The following is a 20,709-nucleotide window of genomic DNA, read 5'->3' on the forward strand; positions in this document are numbered from 1 at the left end:
GCGATGCCAGAACAGGTTCACCTGGAATGTGGGCGGCACGAAGGGCATCGGAATCTCCTGGAGGCCGCCGTGGGTCCGGGCGAAATCACCCAGGGCCTGGGGCACGATAGCCACGGCGTCGGTCTCGGCAACGACGATGGGCACGCTCATAAAGAGCGGTGTTCGCAGCAGCACCTTGAGCGGGATGCGCTTTTCCCGCAGGAACTGGTCGAGTACTTCCTGGCTTCGCCCGGTCGCCTCCACGACGATGTGGCCCAGCTGCGCATACTGCTCTATCGTCAGGCACTTGCTGGCGGTCGGGTGACCCACCCGTGCGATGGAGGTGAATGAGTGCAGGCCGAAACGCCGCTGGATGACCTGGGTGCCGCGGATGTCGGGAAAGAAGCCCGCGGCCAGGTCCACCTCACCATTAGCCATCGCTTCTTCGAGCTGCCGCGGCGGCATCACTACTGTGCGCAGCGAAATTCCCGGAGCCGTGTACTGGATGCTGCGGATGGCGAGCGGCAGGTAGATGCCCTCGCCGATGTCGGACAAGGCCATCCTGAATTACTTAGTGGAAAAGACAGCAATTCATGGCCAGATAGTCGATGCAGTTTCGATAAGTGAGCGGCCTGCCTGCGTTGAAGACCGTGCGATTCCTGGCCATTGGGAAGGCGACTTGGTATTTGGAAGTGGCAACAGCCAGGTCGCAACGCTTGTTGAGCGCCAGACGCGATACCTGATGCTGATAAAGCTCGATGGCAAGGATTCGCAAACGGTGGTCAACGCCCTTATCAAGAGCGCTCGAAGGTTACCGCAAGAGCTCTATAAATCACTGACATGGGATCGTGGCACGGAGATGCATGGGCATAAAAAATTCACGATGGCAACCGATATCCGAGTCTACTTCTGCGATCCAAAAAGTCCCTGGCAGCGTGGAAGCAACAAAAATACTAATGGGTTACTCAGGCAGTACTTGCCCAAAGGCATGAACCTGTCTGGCTACTCTCAAATTCAGCTCAACGCAATTGCACGACAATTAAACGAGAGGCCGCGCAAAACGCTCGGCTTCCAAACGCCCGCTGAGATGTTCAGCGAATGTGTTGCACTGACCGGTTGAATCCGCCGCCTAAACCGGACTTCAAGGGTTTAAAAACCACCGACAGATCTTGTTCGGAAATTGACAGCCAGATCTTGGGCGATGCCTCGTTTAGTTGAAAAAACGCTCAAAAAAATAAGCCAGGCTGTCGCGTTCCCAACCAACTTCTCTGCAGCTTATTCGGGCAAAAAATGACATGTGCTTTGAGAGCAGACAGTGAATCTGTCCCCCACTCCCTTGGGCTTTTGGGTCCTGTGGGGGGTAGATGCAAACAGGTCGCAGCTACTATCACCCGCTCAATTAGACCTACTATCACCGATGCGGTGCAATGCGGCCCACTACCATGCGGGCATCCGGTCACGGCCTGTAACTACTGTCACGGATTAGCGTGATGCTGCCAAAACCAAAGCAGCGTGAGGGTTGCTTTTATTTGATTTGACCAGCGGAGTTGGGCATAGGCCGAAGCGACCGGCCAATTCTAATTCTGACGAGTTTGGAAAGTGGTTATCCAAACTTTATCCGCACAAACATAAAAAAAAGCACCTAGCGTTTCCGTTAAGTGCTTATTTTTTCTACCGAATTTGGTAGGCGCGACTAGATTCGAACTAGCGACCCCCACCATGTCAAGGTGGTGCTCTAACCAACTGAGCTACGCGCCTGCTAAGCTGTGAATTGTAACAGCAAAAAAAGGGCCTTCTGCCAGGCTTTGCTGCGACAAAGCATGGTCAGAATCAGGGGTTATTTGTGGGCAACACAAAGTTCACCGCCTTTTGGCCGCCCTCACCCCTTTGACACCGCGGACACTGCCCAACACTTTGTTGAGGCTCACCGCATCGCTGATTTCCACTGTGAAGGTCATCCACGCCGTGCCTTTGACGGACTGGGTTTGCACCCCAATCACGTTCATCTTTTCTTTGGCAAAGACCTCGGAAATGTCGCGCAACAAACCTTGACGGTCCATGGCCTCCACGGAAACATCCACCGGGTAGACAGACCCTTCGGCGCTTTTGCCTTCGCCCCAGCGCACGTCGATGACCCGTTCACCATGGCGTGAAGCCAGTTCACGGAAGTTGCTGCAATCTTGGCGGTGGATGCTCACGCCCTTGCCTCGGGTCACAAAACCGCCAATCGCGTCGGGCGGCGCGGGTTTGCAGCAGCGCGAGAGCTGGGTCAGCAAGGAGTCGACGCCGACCACCAGCACGCCTGAGGCCGTTTTGCGGGCCACGACACCTTTGAATTTCTTTTGAAAGTACTCGTCCGGCGCCATGGCCGGTTCTGGGGGGTTGAGCAAGACCTCGATGTTGCGCAAAGAGTATTCGTCTTTGCCCACCACCTCAAACAAACTGTCAGCGGATTTGAAGCCCAGCTGGCTGGCCAAGTCGTCCAATCGCATGGCGGTGCGACCCAGCCGTTGCAGGGATTTTTCGACCGCTTCACGGCCTTTGGCAATCGTTTCTTCGCTCACTTGGGCGTTGAACCAAGCCCGAACTTTGGCTCTGGCCCGTGGGCTGGCCAAAAAACCCAGTTCAGGGTTGAGCCAGTCGCGTGAGGGGCCACCTTCTTTGATGGCGGTGATTTCTACCGTTTGGCCATTGGCCAAAGGAGTGTTCAAGGGCACCATCACGCCATCGACCTTGGCACCCCGGCAACGGTGTCCCAAGTTGGTGTGCACCGTGTAAGCAAAGTCAATCGCTGTGGCACCTTGCGGCAATTCAACCACGGCCGCTTCAGGGGTCAGGACATAGATGCGGTCTTCAAACAGGTTGCTGCCAGGCGATTTCTCTTGCGCTGCGCCCGACAGGTCGCGTTCCCACGCCAGCAGTTGCCGAAGCACGGCAATTTTGGTGTCGTAACTGCTGTTGGCCGATACGCCGGTATAGCCTTTGACCCCGGCTTCTTTGTAAGCCCAGTGTGCTGCCACGCCGGTTTCGGCCCGTTCATGCATGGCGTGTGTGCGAATTTGTACCTCGATCGGGCCATCATCGGTATCGCGCACCACCGTGTGCAAGGACTGGTAGCCATTGGCTTTGGGCTTGGCGATGTAGTCGTCAAATTCCTCAGGGATGGGCGCAAAGTGCTCGTGAATCCAGCTGAGCACTTGGTAGCAATCGGCCACTTTCGGCACCACCACACGCAAAGCGCGGATGTCAAAGACCCGTTCAAACGCCAGTGACTTGCCGCGCATTTTACGCACGATGCTGTAGATGTGTTTGGGCCGCCCATCCACTTGTGCGTTGATCCCTTGTTCTGCCAGGGCCCCTTGCAGACGGTCTCGAAGCGCCACCATGTAGCGCTCACGCTCGGTGCGTTTTTCGTCCAGCAAAAGCGCAATGTCTTTGTAGGTGGCGGGCTCCAAAAAGCGGAAAGCCAGGTCCTCCATCTCCCACTTGATTTGCCAGATGCCCAAACGGTTGGCCAAGGGGGCAAACACATGCAAGGATTCACTGGCCAAAGCGGTTGGTACCCTACTTTTGGTGGCGGCGTAATGTCGCAAGGTTTGCAAACGCGAGGCCAAGCGCAGCATCACCACACGAAAGTCGCGGCTGAAAGCCAGCAACATTTTTCGCACGTTTTCGGTTTGAACCTGTGGACTCAAGGGGGTGTTGTCATGGCCATGAATGTTCGACTCGGCCGCCCGCGATAAACGCTGAACATGAACCAACTGGTTGGTTTGAATGGCCAATTGCGCCAGTTGTGGGCCAAATGCTTTGGACACCACTTCCTCAGGTTTGTTCAGGTGCGGACAGGCGTAGACCAAGTAGCAGGCCGCTTGCATGGCGACCGATCCGCCAATGTCGGCCAAGATACGGGCCACAGCGTCTGCATGGGCCAGGATGTTTTCGCCAGTGTCCAGCGATTCCCCCGAAATCAGGGGGGCGGCAAACGCTCTGGCTTTGGCCAGGGTATCGGCTTGCTCCATTTCTGCCGTGGCCAGCATGACTGGGGGCACATGGACCGATTGAAACCCGGGGGCATGCAATCGCCCAGATGCCGTCATGGGACTGGCCGAATGGCTGATGCTGGGACTGACCATGATCTCAGTCGCCCAACAAAAAAGAGGTTAAAACCCGGATCTGATCTTCACTGGTCAAGGTGGGGGCGTGCCCAAAACCAGGCCATGTTTCCAGGGTGGCCTGTGGACCGCGCTGTGTCATGGCGAGCGCAGTTTCGGGTGTCAACAAGTCGGAGTCGGCGCCTCGAATGAGCAGCGTACGGGCCTGAATCTGGTCATAAAGTTGCCACAGCATCGCTTCTCCAGCGGTGGCCATGTCCTGGGTCATGGATCGGACCGTGGTGCCAATGGCCGGGTCGTAATGCAATGTCACAGCTGCGTCAGAGCCGGGGCGCGTCATGTGTGAGGACAACTCGAGCCAGACGTCCTCGGGAACCGGGCCAAAACCGGCTGACAAACGGCGCAAGTCTGCGGCGGCTTCTGCCAGGTCACGGTATTGGCCATACTGACCCACATAAGTTTGCATCCGCTGCACCGAACTCCAGGTGATGGCAGGGCCCACATCGTTCAAGACCAGGCGGCGAATGGGTGCAGGCAAAGGCAAACCAGGCTGTCCGGCCAAAACCATTCCGATCAGGCCGCCCATGCTGGTGCCCACCCAGTCCAGGGTTTGCAAGGGCGCGTCCGGCCCACATGCGGCACTCACCTGACCCAGCATGGCCAACATGTCGGCGGCATAGTGCGCGATTTGGTAGCCCGCAGGATCGTTCAACCAGTCGCTGCGGCCTCGTCCGACCACTTCGGGGCAGATGACTTGCAAGGGCTGCGGGCTTTGGGCTACCAAGGCCTGTGCCAATCGGTCAAAGTCCCGACCTTGACGCGTCAAGCCGTGGGCGCACACGACCCAATGCCGGGCTTGAGAATCACCCCAGCGCCAATAAGCCATGCGGTATTCCCCTTCTGGGCGCGTGCATGGCACAAATTCAAGCAAGGGTTGAGGGGCGGGATGGTTCATGGCATTCGAGACAATCTGGGCACTGCACAGGGCTTAAGGGTATCGAGCAGCGCCATAATGGACTTTTGAACATCCTAATTCATCTTTCGGAGTGAAATTCATGTTGCAAGGTAAAACAGCGTTGGTCACCGGATCCACCAGCGGTATTGGTTTGGGCATCGCCAAGTCTTTGGCCAAGCAAGGGGCCAACATCGTGCTCAATGGTTTTGGTGATACCGAAGGCCCCAAGGCCGAGATTGCAGCCTTGGGTGTGAAAGTCGCCTACCACGGCGCAGACATGAGCCAAGCCACAGAAATTGAAGCCATGATGGCTTTTGCCGCCGAGACCTTCGGCCGCGTGGACATACTGGTCAACAATGCGGGCATTCAGCATGTGGCCAAGATTGAAGACTTTCCGATTGAGCGCTGGGACGCCATCATTGCCATCAACCTGACCAGTGCATTTTTGGCCACACGTTTGGCCCTGCCCGCCATGAAAGCGGCCAATTGGGGCCGCATCATCAACGTCGCGTCGACCCATGGCTTGGTGGGCTCGGCTGAAAAATCTGCCTATGTCGCTTCCAAACACGGTGTGGTGGGCTTGACCAAAGTCACGGCGCTTGAAAACGCCACCACGGGCGTCACTTGCAACGCCATCTGCCCCGGTTGGGTGTTGACGCCTCTGGTGCAAAAACAGGTGGATGCCAAAGCTGCAGCCATGGGTTTGTCCAACGAAGAAGCCAAAAAACAGCTGTTGCAAGAAAAAGAGCCTTCCATGCAATTCACCACGCCCGAAGAACTGGGCGAGTTGGCGGTGTTCTTCTGCTCTGCTGCTGCCAACAACGTCCGTGGCGTGGCTTGGAACATGGACGGCGGCTGGACGGCTCAATAATTAGAACATCGCCATGAGCACCTCATCTCGTCTCGACAAAATTGTCATCGTCGATGACGACGCTCGGATCCGCGATCTGCTGCGCCGTTATTTGTCGCAAGAGGGTTTGGATGTTTTGCTGGCTGAAGATGGTCGAACGCTCGACCGTATCTTGCAAAGAGAAACCATCGACTTGGTGGTCTTGGATTTGATGCTCCCAGGCGAAGACGGCCTGAGCATTTGCCGAAGGCTGAGGGCTGCTGGCGTGAAAACCCCGGTCATCATGCTGACGGCCAAAGTCGAAGATGTGGACCGCATCACAGGTCTTGAAATCGGTGCTGACGACTACTTGGGCAAGCCCTTCAATCCGCGCGAGTTGCTGGCCCGTATCCATGCCGTTTTGCGCCGCAGACCCCAAAACGAATCCCCTGGCGCGCCCTCGTCTGCCGAGCATGAAATCATCCAGTTTGGTGCTTTTGTCCTGGATTTGGCCACCCGTTCACTGACACGCAACGGGCAAGACATGCCCTTGACCAGTGGCGAATTCGCCATGCTCAAAGCTTTGGCACGCCACCCCAAGCAGCCCCTGTCGCGGGACAAATTGGCCCAGTTGGCCCGAGGCCGAGAATTCGAGCCGTTTGACCGTAGCTTGGACGTGCAGATCTCGCGTCTGCGAAAAATGATCGAGCTGGACCCGGCTGCCCCCAAGATCATCCAAACCGTTTGGGGCGTGGGTTACGTGTTCGTGCCCGATGGGCAGCCGTGACACCCACTGAAACAGCGTCATCTCAAGGTCTGGCGCCTCAAAAATCGCCTCGCCGCTTACCGCTGAGCTTGTTTTGGCGCACTTTTTTTTTACTGGCTCTGTTGATCTTGTGCAGCAGCCTGGCTTGGCTGCAAATGTTTCGCACCCAAGAGTATGAGCCGCGCACTTTGCGCAACGCCCACCAGATCGCCACGGTCGTCAATTTGACACGCACTGCGCTGATGCACACCGACGCCATCGCGCGGGTCTCCTTGCTCAAAACACTGGCCGATGAAGAAGACGTCAGCATCCTCATCCGCGAACCCGGTGACCGCATCGTGCCATTTGGCAACACGGGCCTGGAAAATCGCCTGGTGCAAGAGATGGTGGAGCGGCTCGGGCCAGGAACCCTGATCGCCTCCAGCGTGAACGATGCGTCTGGCCTTTGGGTAGGCTTCGAGATCGAGCGGGACAGTTATTGGCTGCAAATGGACGCTGAGCGCCTTCAACCACTGGGGGGAACGGCTTGGCTAAATTGGTTGGGTGTCACACTGGCCCTGTCATTGGCGGGTGCGGCCATGGTGGCGGGCTTGATCAATCGCCCCTTGCAACGACTTTCTTTCGCTGCCAGTCAAGTTCGCGAAGGCCATTTCCACACGTCCTCTCTCGACGAAGACGCCGCGACCAGTGAAATACGCGAGGTCAACATCGGCTTCAACCGCATGGCCGAGCGGCTGGCGAAAATTGAACAAGAGCGGGCTTTGATGCTGGCCGGCATCTCGCACGATTTGCGCACGCCTCTGGCCCGTTTGCGACTCGAAACCGAGTTGAGTGTGGCGGACCTTGAAACCCGTGATTTGATGGCCGCTGACATCGCCCAACTCGATGCCATCATCGACAAATTTTTGGACTATGCTCGCCCCGAAGCCAGCGACTTGGGGCCGGTTTTGTTGTCTGGCGTCATCAGCCAAAGCATCGCCCCCTGGCGTCAGAACCCTCGTTTGGACATCACCGTCGATGTCGCCGAAGACTTGATGGTCAAGGCCGATGCCGTGGAGTTGGTCCGCGTGCTGTCCAACCTGCTGGAAAATGCCCGTCGATATGGCCAAGGCCCCAGCGATGGTGTGGCGCGCGTCGAAATCGTGGCCCGTGTGCATGAAGGTTGGGTCTTACTGCGCGTTCGCGATCAAGGCCCTGGCGTGCCAGAGGAAGCGCTGAAAAACCTGACCCAACCTTTTTTCAGGGGCGATGCCGCCAGAACTGCCGCCACGGGGTCTGGCCTCGGCTTGGCGATCGTGGAGCGCTCGGTTCAGCGCATGGGGGGGACTTTTTCGGTGTTCAACAACAGCGCAGGAGGTTTGATGGCGCTGATGAAGTTCAGGCAGGCTGTGGCAACTTAAGTGTCAGCAAGGCCACGGCCCGTGCTTCCATGCTCTGGCCCATGCCCACGGGGCCCAGTTTTTCGGCCGTCTTGGCTTTCACATTCACCTGCTCGGTTTGCACACCCAACGCCTTGGCCACGGATGCGTTCATGGCCGCCATGTGCGGAGCCAATTTGGGGGCTTGGGCCACGATGGTGCAGTCCACATTCACCAACTCCCAACCGGTGTCGCGGACTCGGCGCATGGCTTCTGCCAGCAACACCGACGAATCGGCCCCCCTGAACTTCGCGTCCGTGTCCGGAAAATGGCGTCCAATGTCCCCCAGTCCCGCCGCACCCAACACCGCATCGGTGATGGCGTGCAGCAGTACATCAGCGTCTGAGTGCCCCAACAAGCCACTGCTGTGGGGGATTTCGACGCCGCCCAACACCAGCTTTCTCCCGGGCACCAGGGCGTGAACGTCCCAACCCTCACCAATGCGGATGTTCATGTTTGGCCTTTCAAAACAGCCTCTGCAAACGCAAAGTCTGCCGGGTAAGTGATTTTCAAGTTTTGGGCCGAACCGGGCACCAAGCGAGGTGAAAAGCCTTGCCGCTCCATGGCGCTGGATTCGTCCGTGATGCCTTCAAAGCCATTTTTTGCAGCTTGGGCCAAGGCCTCATGCAAAGCGCCCAAACGGAACATTTGTGGTGTTTGGGCCAACCATTTGTCTTCCCTTGGCACGGTGCTGGCTACGCGGGCACCCTGCGCATCGATGGTTTGCAGCTTCAAGGTGTCCGGCAGTGGCAGTGCCAACAAGCCACCCACTAGGTCTTCACGGCAGGTCTCGATCAACTGCTCCACCGCAGAAGGTGTGATCAGGCAACGGGCCGCATCGTGCACCAGCACCCAGTCATGGTCGAACAGCCCCGATTGGCGCATTGCCGACAAGCCATTGAAGACACTTTGGGCACGGTTGGTGCCACCGCAATGGACCCGACGAAAATGGGCTGGCCATGCCACGGAGGGCCAATTGAAAGGGTCTTCGGGTGACAAGATCACCCAACCGCTACTGAGCTGAGCAACGCGGCTCAAGGTCTGCAAGGTGTGCATCACCATGGTTTGCCCCGCCACCACTTGGTACTGCTTGGGGATGGCCGTGCCTGCACGGCTGCCCGTGCCCGCACAAGGCACCAAAACATGAAAACGAGGGGCAGAAGTCTTGGACATGTAGCCCCATTGTAGGAGTTCGCTGCGCTGCCCAAAATGCCATTTGCCACCCTTGCCCTGCTTAAGGTGTAAGGTCATCAATAGAGGCTTTTACAATGGTCAGTCTCATCAGATCTCCACCCCCCGCCATGATGGCGGGGGGTGTTTTGCTTTTTCCCCTTGACCCCCACATGCAACTGCCCAGCCTTGTTTTCGGTAAACGCTTCACCTTGCCCCGTCCGGCGGGATCGGCCGACGCGGTTTTGCTGGCACAGCTGGCCGAGCGCGATAAAAAGGCCGGCAAGCTGACCGCCATCTTCACCGCCGACGCGGCAGACGCCCAGCGCTTGAGGGACGAGTTGGTGTTTTTTGCCCCGCAGCTGCGCTGTGTGATGTTTCCCGACTGGGAAACCCTGCCTTACGACACCTTCTCACCGCACCAGGACTTGATCTCAGAACGCTTGGCCACGCTGTGGCGCATCAAGCAACGCCATCACCCCGAAAGCGCTGATGTGGTGCTGGTGCCCGCCACCACCGCGCTGTACCGACTGGCACCGCCGTCCTTTTTGGCGGGCTACACCTTTGAATTCAAGGTCAAACAAAAACTCGATGAAGCCCAGCTCAAGGCCCAACTGACCCTGGCCGGTTACTCCCACGTCAGCCAGGTGGTCAGCCCGGGTGAATACGCGGTGCGCGGTGGCTTGATCGACCTGTTTCCCATGGGTTCGCTCGTGCCTTACCGGGTGGACCTGTTCGACGACGAAATCGATTCCATCCGAACCTTTGACCCCGACAGTCAGCGCAGCCTTTACCCGGTCCCCGAAGTGCGGCTGTTGCCCGGGCGCGAGTTTCCGATGGACGATGCGGCGCGTGCCCGTTTCAGGAGCCGCTGGCGCGAACTGCTCGAAGGTGACCCGACCAAGAGCCGCATTTACAAAGACATGGGCAACGGTGTGGCCACGGCCGGCATCGAGTACTACCTGCCACTCTTCTTTGAAGAAACCGCCACTGTGTTCGATTACCTGGGTGCAGGCCCCCATTCCACACCAAGCGATGCAGCTACCGTGGTGCTCCACGGTGATCTGGAACCGGCCTTCCAACGCTTTTGGCAAGACACCAAAGACCGCTACCGTCTGGTGCAGGGCGACCCCGAGCGGCCGGTGCTGCCACCCGAAGCCCTGTTTTTGAACGCCGAACAGTTCTACACGCTGACCAACGCCCACGCGCAGCTGGCTTTGCGCTCGGTAACCGCCGATTTACCCGACAACACCTTGGCGCAAGCCCTGCCCGAACTCACTGTGGTGCGTGGTGCCGACGACCCCTTGGCCCGGCTGCAAGCCCACCTGCGCGGCAGTGCCAGCCGGGTGCTGATCTTGGCCGAGAGCGATGGCCGTCGCGAAAGCTTGCTGGACTTTGTGCGCTCCAGCGGCCTCACGCCGTCGGTGTTTGACAGCCTGCAAGAATTTTTAGGCAGCACTGAAAAAGTTGGCATCGCCACCGCAGCCTTGGACAGTGGTTTCCACTGGTTTGAGCACGGCATCGACCTGGTCACCGAAACCGAACTCTTCGCTGCAGGCCCCACCACACGCCGCCGCAAAAAGCAGGAACAGGTCAGCGACGTTGAAGCGCTGATCAAAGACCTCAGTGAGTTGAATGTGGGCGATCCAGTGGTGCACAGCCAGCACGGCATCGGCCGTTACCGGGGCCTGGTCAACATGGACATGGGCCAGAAAAACGAGGACGGCACGCCTGCCCTGCAGGAGTTTTTGCACCTCGAATACGCCGATCAAGCCACGCTCTATGTGCCCGTGAGCCAACTGCAGCTGATTGGCCGCTACACCGGCGTGAGTGCCGACGAAGCGCCGCTGCACAAACTGGGTTCAGGCCAATGGGAAAAAGCCAAGCGCAAAGCCGCCGAGCAGGTGCGCGACTCGGCCGCCGAACTGCTCAACATTTATGCCCGCCGAGCCGCGCGTGAGGGCCACCCTTTCCGCTACAGCCCGCAAGACTACGAAACCTTTGCCAACGACTTTGGTTTCGAAGAAACCGCCGACCAAAAAGCGGCCATCCACTGCGTCATTCAAGACATGATCAGCCCCCGCCCCATGGACCGCTTGGTGTGTGGTGATGTGGGTTTCGGCAAGACCGAAGTGGCCTTGCGCGCTGCCTTTGTGGCCGTCACGGGTGGTAAGCAAGTAGCGATCCTGGCACCCACCACGTTGCTGGCCGAGCAGCATTACCGAACCCTGAAAGACCGCTTTGCCAAGTGGCCTGTCAAGGTGGCCGAGGTCTCTCGTTTTCGCTCGGGCAAGGAAGTCACTGCCGCCCTCAAAGGCATTGCCGACGGCACGGTGGACATCGTGGTCGGCACGCACAAACTGCTGAGCGAATCCACCAAGTTCCATGACCTGGGCCTGCTCATCATCGACGAAGAACACCGCTTTGGCGTGCGCCACAAAGAGGCCATGAAAGCCTTGCGTGCCGAGGTGGACGTGCTGACGCTCACCGCCACCCCCATTCCCCGCACCATGGGCATGGCTTTGGAAGGTTTGCGCGACCTGAGCGTCATTGCCACGGCGCCCCAGCGTCGTCTGGCCATCAAAACTTTTGTGCGCAACGAAGGCACGGGTGTGATCCGCGAAGCCGTGCTGCGTGAACTCAAACGCGGCGGGCAGTGCTACTTTTTGCACAACGAGGTGGAGACCATCGAAAACCGCCGCCAAAAGCTGGAAGAAATCCTGCCCGAAGCCCGCATCGCCGTGGCCCACGGCCAGATGCCCGAGCGCGAACTTGAGCGCGTGATGCGCGATTTTGTGGCCCAGCGTTACAACATCTTGCTGTGCTCGACCATCATCGAGACCGGCATCGACGTGCCCACGGCCAACACCATCGTGATTTCACGCGCCGATAAATTTGGTCTGGCCCAACTGCACCAACTTCGTGGACGCGTGGGCCGCTCGCACCACCAAGCCTACGCCTATTTGATGGTGCCTGAGATCGAAGGCCTCACCAAACAAGCTGCCCAGCGGCTTGATGCCATTCAGCAAATGGAAGAACTGGGCAGCGGCTTTTACCTGGCCATGCACGACCTGGAGATCCGCGGCGCGGGCGAGGTGCTGGGTGAAAACCAGAGCGGCAACATGCTCGAAGTGGGCTTTCAGCTCTACAACGAAATGCTGTCCGAAGCGGTGCGTTGCCTCAAAGCGGGCAAAGAGCCTGATTTGCTAAGCCCCCTCTCGGTCACGACCGACATCAACCTGCACGCCCCCGCCCTGTTGCCCAACGATTACTGCGGCGACGTGCACCTGCGCCTGTCCTTTTACAAAAAACTGGCCACCGCCAAAACCAGCGACCAGATCGACGGCTTGCTCGAAGAGCTGGTCGACCGCTTTGGCAAACTGCCCCCGCAAGCGCAAACCCTGGTGGACGTGCACCGCCTGCGCGTGCTGACCCAGCCCTATGGCGTCATCAAGGTCGATGCTGCCCCGGGCGTTATCCAGATCACCTTCAAACCCAACCCGCCCGTGGACCCCATGGCCATCATCGGCCTGATCCAGAAAAACAAACACATCAAGCTGGCGGGCAACGACAAAATCCGCATTGAACGCGAATTACCCGACCCCAAGGCGCGGGCTCAGATGGTGCGGGATGTGCTTAGGAGTTTGGGGCAGCCGAAAACCGAAATGGCCGGTGCCTGAATCTCTTTGACGATCTTCGATAATCCTGACCCATGACCACCCCCAACGAATTCGCCCCCGGCCTTGCCATTCAAGGCTTCACCGCCCCCCTGTCACTGTCTCAGTTCAAGCTGATCGCGTTTGACATGGACTCCACGCTCATCAGCATCGAGTGCATCGACGAGATCGCCGATGCCGTGGGCCGCAAGGCCGTGGTGGCGGCCATCACCGAAGCGGCCATGCGCGGCGAGATCACCGACTTCAAGGAAAGCCTGCGCCGCCGCCTGGCCCTGCTCAAGGGCGTGACGCTGGCCGACATGGAACGCGTTTACACCGATCGCCTGAAGATCAACCCCGGTGCGGCCGAGCTGATCGTCGCCTGCCAAAAGGCCGGCTTGAAGGTGCTGTTGGTGTCTGGCGGCTTCACCTTTTTTGCCGACCGGGTCAAAGCGCGCCTGAACATCGACTTTGCCCGATCCAACCAACTTGAAATCGTCAACGGAGAACTCACGGGTGGCTTGGTGATGCAAAGCTGGGGCGACATTTGTGACGGCGCTGAAAAACGCCGCACCTTGCTCGAAGTCGCGTCGCTTTTGGGCATCGAGCCGCATGAGTGCATCGCCATGGGTGACGGTGCCAACGACTTGCCCATGATGGGTGTGTGTTCGGACGCAGGGGGTTTGTCAGTGGCTTACCACGCCAAACCCAAGGTGCGTGAGCAGGCGATGGTGGCGATCAACGCAGGCGGGTTGGACCGTCTGCTGGAAGTCGTCAAGCCCTGACGCGACCTTGGCGCAGTGGTTTGAGCAAATCGCTCAAACCGTTGTGGTCGATCTCGTGCATCAAGCGCAACAACTCGCCGATCTCGCCTTTTGGAAAGCCTTCCCTCGCAAACCAGTTGAGGTAATTGCCGGGCAAGTCGGCGATCAGCATGCCTTTGTGTTTGCCGAAAGGCATGGGCATGGTGACCAGCTTCGTCAGGTCTTCAGGCTTCATGGCGGCGTGTTCAAGCCTTGCCCCAAAGCCAATCACGCACCCGGGCGTGGAAAGCCTCGGGCCGCGAGATCATCACCCAATGCCCGCAGGGCAACCCATACACTGCGCTGCCGGGGGCGGATGCAACTTTTTCCAGCCATTGGGCCGAATGGAACATGAAGGGCTTGCGCTCGCCATAGACAAACAGCAGCGACATGGGCAACTGGATTTGACCAGCGCCTTTGAAACCACCCGCCGTGCCGAACCACTGCATGGCATAGGGGTAGTTCATTTGGTGGGTGATGGTGGATGAGTCTGTGGGGCAGCGCAGCCAACGGGCCATGGCACGGGTCATGCGGGTGCCGAGGTTTTCGCTGAAGTGGTGGCCCAGCTTCCAAGCCAGTGCCAGCCACACTTGGTAGCCCATGACCGACAGCTTTTCTTTCGAGCCCCAACTGCGCAACAGCGAACCCGAGTTGTGGTCACCCACATCCACCGCCACCACACGGGCCACCCGGGCCGGGTGGCGCATGGCAAATTCATAGCCAAAGATGCAGCCCCAGTCGTGCAGCATCAAGGTCACGGGTGTCTCCGGACTGATCCGGTCGACGATCTGCCGCAGCAGATGGCACATGTCGTCCAGGCTGGTTGCCGAAGGCCCACTTTGAAAGCCCGGCAACGTCAGGCGTGCACAGGTGGCACGGTCCTGCAAGGCCGCCACAGTGCCGTCCCACAGGGCACGGGTGTCGGGCCAGCCGTGCAGCATGAGGATGACTTCGTCCCCCTGCCCTTGCAGCCAAACCTCAGTGCCGTTGACGGTGATGCAAAACTCTGTGGACATTTCCTTGCCTCTTGCCAAGCCTTTAAAGCGCCTTGGCCAGGCGCGAGACGCCTTCCAAGATCTTGTCTTCGCCCACGGTGGCAAAGCTAAGACGGAAGGTGGCAGGGTCGGGGTTGGCGCAGAAGAACGGTGTGCCCGGCACAAAGGCCACACCGTTGTCGATGGCGCGTTTGGCAAAGACATTGCCGTCGTTCACCTTGCCCCCAGCTCCGGTCAGGCGTGCCCAGACAAACAAGCCGCCTTGGGGCTGTACAAACTCGACAGCATCACCCAACTCACGGCGCAGCGCGTCGCCCATGGTTTGGGCGCGCTTAGCATAGACGGCGCGCACATTGTGCAGTGTGGCGGGCATGCGACCGGCTTGCAGGTATTGGGCGGCCGTGGCCTGGGCAAAGGTACTGGTGTGCGCATCGCTGAACTGTTTGCACATGGTGGCGCGGGCCAACAGCTCGGCGGGTGCCACCATCCAGCCCACACGCAGGCCTGGCGACAGCACTTTGGAAAGCGATCCGCAGTGCACCAGCAGCTCGCGGCTGCCGGGCAATCTGCTGCTCAAGGCCAGCAAGCTGGGCGGGGGCACTTCGCCGAAATACAAGTCGCCATAGGGGTCGTCTTCGACGATCAGGGTCTGGTGCTTGACCGCCATCTCCAGCACCTTTTTGCGGCGCTCGGCGCTGAGCAAGGCACCACTGGGGTTGCCGAAGGTGGGAATCAGGTAGACGAACTTGGGTTGATGCTCGGCGATCAGTTTCTCCAGGTCGTCGGTCTTGACACCATGGCCGTCCACCGGAGCGCTGATGAGTTCGGCCCCATACAAACGGAAGCACTGGATGGTGGCGAGGAATGTCGGGCCTTCCACGATCACCTTGTCACCCGGGCTGATCATGGTTTTACCGATCAAGTCCAGCGCTTGCTGGCTGCCGGTGGTCACGATCAACTGGTCTGCCGCCACGTCATGGGCGCCTTTTTGTCCCATGAAGTGGGCCAGCTGCTCGCGCAGCGGGCCAAACCCTTCAGTAGCACCGTACTGCAGGGCTGCCCCAGGGTCTTGGCTCAGTGCGGCATTGCTGGCTTCGCGGATGCCATCCACATCGAACATGGCACTGTCGGGAAAGCCACCCGCAAAACTGATGATGCCCGGTTTGCCCAGGAGCTTGAACAGCTCACGGATGGCGGAGGTTTCGACGTTGTTCAGGCGATCGGCAAATTGCAAAGACATGGTGGTGTATCTTCTCGGGTTGAATTGGCCCTTATTTTGCCAACATCCACACCTCCACATCAAACTGCCATGAAGACCGCTCAGATCGAATCTTTTTTTGCCACGCTGCAAGCCGCCAACCCGATGCCTGTGACGGAGTTGGAATACACCAGCGTCTTTGAGCTGCTGGCCGCCGTGCTGCTGTCGGCCCAGGCCACCGACGTGGGCGTCAACAAGGCCACGCGCAAGCTGTTCCCGGTGGCGGGCACGCCGCAAAAAATCCTGGACCTCGGGCTGGAAGGACTGGAGGGCTACATCAAGACGATTGGCCTGTACCGCAGCAAAGCCAAGCACCTGATGGAAACCTGCCGCATTTTGGTGGCGCAGCACGGTGGCCAAGTTCCCCGCACCCGTGAAGCCCTCGAAGCCCTGCCCGGCGTGGGCCGCAAAACGGCCAATGTGGTGCTCAACTCAGCCTTTGGTGAGCCTACGATGGCCGTGGACACGCACATTTTTCGGCTGGGCAACCGCACGGGCTTGGCCCTTGGCAAAACGCCGCTGGAAGTGGAAGAAAAACTGCTCAAACGTATCCCGGCCAAGTTCTTGGTGGACGCACACCATTGGTTGATCTTGCACGGGCGCTATGTGTGCCAAGCGCGCAAGCCCCTGTGCGGGCAATGCGCTGTGGCGGCGTTTTGCGATTTCAAGCCCAAGACGCCCTGACTCGGAATGTGAAATGGCTGGCTCTGACATGCCAACCGAGGAGCAGCGTGGCTCTGTTGCCCGGATCAGCGCTCTAATTGGGTCAATGCAGCTTGCAGGCCAGCCAAGCCGCCCACGCGCTGGTCGTTGATGAAGATTTGAGGCATTTGGCGAACCGACGGGCCGCATTTTTCGAAAAAAGCCATGCGCTCAGCTTCACCGTCGATCTTGATTTCTTCAAATGCCAAGGACTTGTTTTTGAGCACCATCTTGGCGGATTCGCATTGTGGGCATGCGGACTTGGAGTAGACAACGATTTTGAGTTCCATACTCTAAATTCTATCGAAAGCCAAAAAGCAAAACCCTATTGAGCGATTCGCGGCAAAACAACCCACTGACCATCCAAAGCTCGGATGCGGATGCGATGACCAAAGACCGCCTCGATGGCTGAGTGCGTGACTGTGTCGCTGCCTGCACCGTGGTGCACCACTTGGCCTTCGCTCATGACCACGATGTCGTCGGCATGCAGGGCCATGCCAATCTCGTGCAGCACGCTGACGACCGTGGTGCCTTGTACCAGCAAACACTGTACCTGCTCCAGCCAGTCCACTTGGTGGGGTGGGTCTAGGTTGGCCAGAGGCTCGTCCATCAGCATGGTGGGTGCGTTGCCCGACATGGCGCGTGCCAGCAGTACACGTTGGCGCTCGCCGCCCGACAGCTCAGCCAAAGTTCGATCCCGCCAGTCCCAAGCCTGGGTGGCCTTCAGGGCAGCTTCCACCATCTGCGCATCTTGCTGAGTGGGCGTGGCCAGCCAGTTTTGGTGCGGCAGGCGTCCAAGCATGGCCACGTCCCACACACGCAGGTCCAAGGTGCTGGATTCGCCCTGCCCCATCCATGAGAGTTGAAGCGCCTTTTGTTTGTCACTGAGCCCCGCGAGGGGCTGTCCTTGCAGCAGGACCTCCCCGCTGCATGACAACAAACCTGCCATTGCTTTGAGCAGGCTCGATTTGCCCGCCCCGTTGGGGCCCACCACACAGGTCCAGCGCCCTGGTTGGATCTGCAGGTCAATGTCTTTGAGAACCCTGCGTCCCCCCAAAGAAGCACTCAATTGACGGGTTTCCAGCGCGGGCCTCATGCGTCATCTCCGGCCTTGCCATCGCGGTACACGCGCCAAAGCAAATAAGCGCCGCCCAACACCGCGGTGAGCACCCCCACGGGCAACTCTTGTGGTGCCAACAAAACACGGGCCAACACGTCGGCCAACAACAGCAAAGCAGCACCCATGAGTGCTGACAAGAGCAATCGCCAGGCATGGGTGCAGCGCACCAGCGAGCGCACCAAATGGGGCGCAGCCAAACCCACAAAAGCCACCAAACCGATGTGCGCTACCGCAGCCCCCGTGGCCAATGAAATCACAGCCACAAGAACCAGACGCGCCAAAGTCAAGGGAACGCCCAAGCTTTGCGCAGTGGACTCACCCAAACTCAATGCATCCAAGACGTTGGCAAAACCCCAAGACAATGACAAGCAAACCGCCAACACGACGGCGAGGGTGACGCAGGCGCTCCAGCTCACAAAAGCGGTCGAGCCCAACATGAATCCTTGCATGGCCTGCAAAACCTGAGGTTGCAGCATGGAAATCAAAGATGTTACGGCCCCCAGCACAACACCGACCACCACACCCGCCAGCAACAGGCGCAGCGTTTGCTGCACACCTCGCGCCAAAGTCAGTGTGAGCAACACCGCCAGGACCGCGCCCAGAAAGGCGGTACCGGTCAGCCCCAAGCCAAACCAGCCACTCCGTGCCCAAGCACTGACAAAGGTAGTGGTGCCCCACAAACTCAAATAAATGCTCACGCCCAGCGACGCGCCCGAGGCGCTGCCCAACAAATACGGATCGGCCAAGGGGTTGCGAAACAGGCCTTGCGCCACCGCTCCGGCCAAGCCCAGCAAGGCTCCGCCAAGCCAAGCACCCAAACTGCGCGGCAAACGAATGTCCAAGACTATCTGGCGCGACACCTCATCGGCTTCGGCCGTCCACCAAGCCTGCCAGCCTTGACTGCCTGCGGCCGTGCCGAACAAAACCACGATCAGGCCTAATGCCAAAAGCACCAGCGCCCATCGGGGTGCGTGGGTGTTGGCGTTCACCGCACAGCTCCGACAGCGGCAGCGGCTTGACTTGCATCCACTTCAACTTGTGAAGCTGCGCGGTTCAGACAATCGGCCATCAACTGCGCGCCTTCGGCCATGCGCGGACCTGCACGCACCAGAAGGTCTGATTCGTTTTGCTTGAATACACACAGGCGTTCGCCTTGCATGGCGCGCAAGCGGCTCCAACCAGGGCGTTGAACCATGCTGGCGCGGCTGCTGTCGCCTGCCATGATCACATCGGGCCTGGCTCGCACCACCCATTCCGGGTTGACCTGGGGAAATGGGCCCATGGATGCAGGAAGGATGTTGCCCACGCCCATGCGCGTGAGGGTTTCGCCAATGAAGGACGATTCACTCGCGCCATAGGGTGCGGGGCTGACTTCAAAATAAACACGCTGCATCTTGGCCGCAGGGCTGAGGGATTGCACCGCCCCCCGCACGCCCGCCTGAATGCCTCTCCATACGCGATCGCTCTCGCCTGCAGGCACATGCAGCGCCTGTGCCACCGTGCGCAAAACACGCTGTGCGTCGGCATGGTTGCGCGGCTCTAGGCGCAGCACCGTCAGACCCAATGCTTGCAATCGATCCGCTCCTCGGGTGGAACCCGCAGCCAGCACCAGATCAGGCTTGAGGGCGACGATGCTTTCGATGTTGGGGTCCAGCCCGCCGCCTACACGCGCCACAGACTTGACCGATTCGGGCCAATTGGAGTACCGGTCCAACCCCACCAATTTGTGACACTGACCCAAGGCGCAAACGGTCTCAGTCAGTGACGGCAGCAAGCTCACGACGCGTTGCGGGGCTTGGGCCAGGTGCACCTCTTGCTGGCGGTCATCGAGCACGGTGACAGCCAACGCGGACTTCAAGAAGGCCAAGCCAACAAGACCCATCAGAATCAAGGTGGGGCGCCATCCTTTGAAACGTTCAGGCATGCACTGCTTCCCACTGGCTGAAGATGCGGTGCATCTGGGCCACACCGTCGGTGAGTGCAGCGGGGCCTGGCTGCAAAATATCCGCCGACTTGATTTCAAAAATCTGCCCATTCCGCACCGCCGGTACGTCTTGCCAACCCGCCCGAGCCACTACCTTTTCGGGACGAAACTTTTTTCCGCACAAAGAGCCAATGACGATGTCAGGCGCACGATCAATGATGGTTTGGCCGCTGGCGATGATGCGGTCGCGCCCCATGGATTGCATGGCCAACTCAGGGAACACGTCGTCCCCACCTGCGATCCCCATCAATTCGGACACCCAACGGATGGTGCTCATGTGGGGCTCATCCCATTCCTCAAAATAGACCCGGGGCCGCCGCTTGAAGCCCGATGCCTGCTGGGCGATAGCGTCCAGCTTTGCACGCATGGCTGCCAGTTGGACCAAGCCAATCTCAGCTTGACCGACCATGGCCGCCACTTGGTAGAGCACCGAGAAAATCTCGTCCACGCTGCGCTGGTTGAACACCGTGACCTGCACGCCCGCCTTGATCAACAAGGAAGCGATGTCGGCCTGCAAATCAGAAAAACCGAACACGCAGTCAGGCTTGAGGTTCAGGATCTTGTCGATCTTGGCGGTCAGAAAAGCGCTGACTTTGGGTTTTTCTTCCCGAGCCCGGCGCGGGCGTACGGTGTAGCCCGAGATGCCCACGATGCGATGTTCCTGCCCCAACAAGTAGAGCCATTCGGTGGTCTCTTCGGTGAGACACACTATGCGCTGGGGTAACAAGTTGTTCATGATCTGCGAGCGACGACATCAAGACTTGAGTTTCCAGCTCAAACCTACAGTGGTGGTTCGAGGGAGCTGGTTGTAACCGAAAGCCGTCTGGTATCGGCTGTCGGTGGCATTTTCAATGCGCCCAAACAAGGTCCAATCACGGTTCAAGGTATAGCGGGCCGTCAAATCGAGCAAGAGGTAGCTGTCCAGACCCGGTTTCCCTTCGATGTCTGGACGTCCACCGGTG

19 protein-coding genes, 1 tRNA gene and 2 pseudogenes are annotated in these 20,709 nt (G+C 59.0%); 7 read left to right on the forward strand and 15 right to left on the reverse strand.

The annotated features are described in order from the left end of the window. Window positions 1–540 (reverse strand): LysR substrate-binding domain-containing protein (locus tag Q0O19_RS08515; protein ID WP_295521922.1); only part of this gene is annotated, 540 nt, incomplete at its 3' end. Between the two features lie 16 nt (window positions 541–556). Between Q0O19_RS08515 and Q0O19_RS08520 the strand changes: the two are divergent. Continuing rightward, a pseudogene (locus Q0O19_RS08520) lies at window positions 557–1,099 on the forward strand (IS30 family transposase); the annotation flags it as partial. A 561-nt stretch (window positions 1,100–1,660) separates the two neighbouring features. Here the strand turns inward: Q0O19_RS08520 and Q0O19_RS08525 are convergent. The 3 genes from Q0O19_RS08525 to Q0O19_RS08535 all read right to left on the reverse strand — a co-directional run bounded on the left by Q0O19_RS08525 (window position 1,661) and on the right by Q0O19_RS08535 (window position 5,046). Then, window positions 1,661–1,737 (reverse strand) — tRNA-Val (locus tag Q0O19_RS08525). Between the two features lie 101 nt (window positions 1,738–1,838). Next, on the reverse strand, window positions 1,839–4,076 hold the full coding sequence (locus tag Q0O19_RS08530; protein ID WP_295521973.1) for a bifunctional (p)ppGpp synthetase/guanosine-3',5'-bis(diphosphate) 3'-pyrophosphohydrolase: 2,238 nt from the start codon (window positions 4,074–4,076) through the stop codon (window positions 1,839–1,841). Window positions 4,077–4,116: 40 nt separating this feature from the next. Continuing rightward, window positions 4,117–5,046 carry an alpha/beta hydrolase gene (locus tag Q0O19_RS08535; RefSeq protein ID WP_295521925.1) on the reverse strand — a complete coding sequence of 310 codons (930 nt, stop codon included), beginning with the start codon at window positions 5,044–5,046 and terminating at the stop codon, window positions 4,117–4,119. 100 nt (window positions 5,047–5,146) lie between these two features. On the opposite strand from Q0O19_RS08535, the gene Q0O19_RS08540 reads away from it, so the two are divergent. From Q0O19_RS08540 to Q0O19_RS08550, 3 genes are all read left to right on the forward strand, one after another. Beyond that, the gene (locus tag Q0O19_RS08540; RefSeq protein ID WP_295521928.1) at window positions 5,147–5,917 is read left to right on the forward strand and encodes a 3-hydroxybutyrate dehydrogenase; all 771 of its coding nucleotides are present in this window, start codon (window positions 5,147–5,149) and stop codon (window positions 5,915–5,917) included. A 13-nt stretch (window positions 5,918–5,930) separates the two neighbouring features. Continuing rightward, window positions 5,931–6,662, forward strand: a complete 732-nt coding sequence (ompR, locus tag Q0O19_RS08545; RefSeq protein ID WP_295521931.1) for a two-component system response regulator OmpR — start codon at window positions 5,931–5,933, stop codon at window positions 6,660–6,662. A gap of 134 nt (window positions 6,663–6,796) precedes the next feature. Beyond that, on the forward strand, window positions 6,797–8,041 hold the full coding sequence (locus Q0O19_RS08550; RefSeq protein ID WP_366939055.1) for an ATP-binding protein: 1,245 nt from the start codon (window positions 6,797–6,799) through the stop codon (window positions 8,039–8,041). Here Q0O19_RS08550 and ispF read toward each other — a convergent pair. Together ispF and ispD are read right to left on the reverse strand one after the other, a co-directional pair. Further along, a complete protein-coding gene (gene ispF, locus Q0O19_RS08555; protein WP_295521937.1) occupies window positions 8,019–8,513 on the reverse strand; it encodes a 2-C-methyl-D-erythritol 2,4-cyclodiphosphate synthase in 495 nt (164 codons plus the stop codon). The genes Q0O19_RS08550 and ispF overlap by 23 nt on opposite strands. After that, window positions 8,510–9,310 carry a 2-C-methyl-D-erythritol 4-phosphate cytidylyltransferase gene (gene ispD / locus Q0O19_RS08560; RefSeq protein WP_366939056.1) on the reverse strand — a complete coding sequence of 267 codons (801 nt, stop codon included), beginning with the start codon at window positions 9,308–9,310 and terminating at the stop codon, window positions 8,510–8,512. Before ispD ends, ispF begins: the two co-directional genes overlap by 4 nt. Before the next feature lie 92 nt (window positions 9,311–9,402). Between ispD and mfd the strand changes: the two genes are divergently transcribed. Then, the gene (gene mfd, locus Q0O19_RS08565) at window positions 9,403–12,909 is read left to right on the forward strand and encodes a transcription-repair coupling factor (RefSeq protein WP_295521940.1); all 3,507 of its coding nucleotides are present in this window, start codon (window positions 9,403–9,405) and stop codon (window positions 12,907–12,909) included. Window positions 12,910–12,941: 32 nt separating this feature from the next. Beyond that, window positions 12,942–13,670, forward strand: a complete 729-nt coding sequence (gene serB / locus Q0O19_RS08570; protein WP_295521942.1) for a phosphoserine phosphatase SerB — start codon at window positions 12,942–12,944, stop codon at window positions 13,668–13,670. Here serB and Q0O19_RS08575 read toward each other — a convergent pair. Genes Q0O19_RS08575 through Q0O19_RS08585 form a run of 3 tightly spaced genes read right to left on the reverse strand, consistent with a single transcriptional unit; the run spans window position 13,660 to window position 15,923 of the window. Next, window positions 13,660–13,884, reverse strand: a complete 225-nt coding sequence (locus Q0O19_RS08575) for a DUF3820 family protein (RefSeq protein WP_295521945.1) — start codon at window positions 13,882–13,884, stop codon at window positions 13,660–13,662. The genes serB and Q0O19_RS08575 overlap by 11 nt on opposite strands. 10 nt (window positions 13,885–13,894) lie before the next feature. Then, window positions 13,895–14,704 (reverse strand): alpha/beta hydrolase, encoded by an 810-nt coding sequence (locus tag Q0O19_RS08580; RefSeq protein WP_295521948.1) that lies wholly within the window; start codon window positions 14,702–14,704, stop codon window positions 13,895–13,897. A 22-nt stretch (window positions 14,705–14,726) separates the two neighbouring features. After that, window positions 14,727–15,923, reverse strand: coding sequence for a PLP-dependent aminotransferase family protein (locus Q0O19_RS08585; RefSeq protein WP_295521951.1), 1,197 nt, complete (start codon window positions 15,921–15,923; stop codon window positions 14,727–14,729). Window positions 15,924–15,992: 69 nt separating this feature from the next. Between Q0O19_RS08585 and nth the strand changes: the two genes are divergently transcribed. Then, window positions 15,993–16,625, forward strand: a complete 633-nt coding sequence (gene nth / locus Q0O19_RS08590; RefSeq protein ID WP_295521953.1) for an endonuclease III — start codon at window positions 15,993–15,995, stop codon at window positions 16,623–16,625. 65 nt (window positions 16,626–16,690) lie between these two features. On the opposite strand, the gene Q0O19_RS08595 is transcribed toward nth, so the two are convergent. The 6 genes and pseudogenes from Q0O19_RS08595 to Q0O19_RS08620 all read right to left on the reverse strand — a co-directional run. After that, the gene (locus tag Q0O19_RS08595; protein WP_295521956.1) at window positions 16,691–16,933 is read right to left on the reverse strand and encodes a glutaredoxin domain-containing protein; all 243 of its coding nucleotides are present in this window, start codon (window positions 16,931–16,933) and stop codon (window positions 16,691–16,693) included. Between the two features lie 35 nt (window positions 16,934–16,968). Beyond that, complete coding sequence (locus Q0O19_RS08600; protein ID WP_295521959.1) at window positions 16,969–17,739, reverse strand: ABC transporter ATP-binding protein; 771 nt, start codon at window positions 17,737–17,739, stop codon at window positions 16,969–16,971. Continuing rightward, entirely contained in the window at window positions 17,736–18,752 is a 1,017-nt protein-coding gene (locus Q0O19_RS08605) for an iron ABC transporter permease (protein ID WP_295521962.1), read from the reverse strand. Before Q0O19_RS08605 ends, Q0O19_RS08600 begins: the two co-directional genes overlap by 4 nt. Further along, entirely contained in the window at window positions 18,749–19,687 is a 939-nt protein-coding gene (locus tag Q0O19_RS08610) for an ABC transporter substrate-binding protein (RefSeq protein WP_295521966.1), read from the reverse strand. The genes Q0O19_RS08605 and Q0O19_RS08610 overlap by 4 nt, the downstream gene beginning before the upstream one ends. After that, window positions 19,680–20,483, reverse strand: coding sequence for an ABC transporter substrate-binding protein (locus tag Q0O19_RS08615; RefSeq protein ID WP_295521969.1), 804 nt, complete (start codon window positions 20,481–20,483; stop codon window positions 19,680–19,682). Before Q0O19_RS08615 ends, Q0O19_RS08610 begins: the two co-directional genes overlap by 8 nt. Window positions 20,484–20,501: 18 nt before the next feature. Further along, window positions 20,502–20,709: pseudogene (locus tag Q0O19_RS08620) on the reverse strand (TonB-dependent receptor); the annotation flags it as partial.

Source organism: Limnohabitans sp. Rim8 (assembly GCF_945869175.1).
GTDB lineage: Bacteria > Pseudomonadota > Gammaproteobacteria > Burkholderiales > Burkholderiaceae_C > Limnohabitans_A.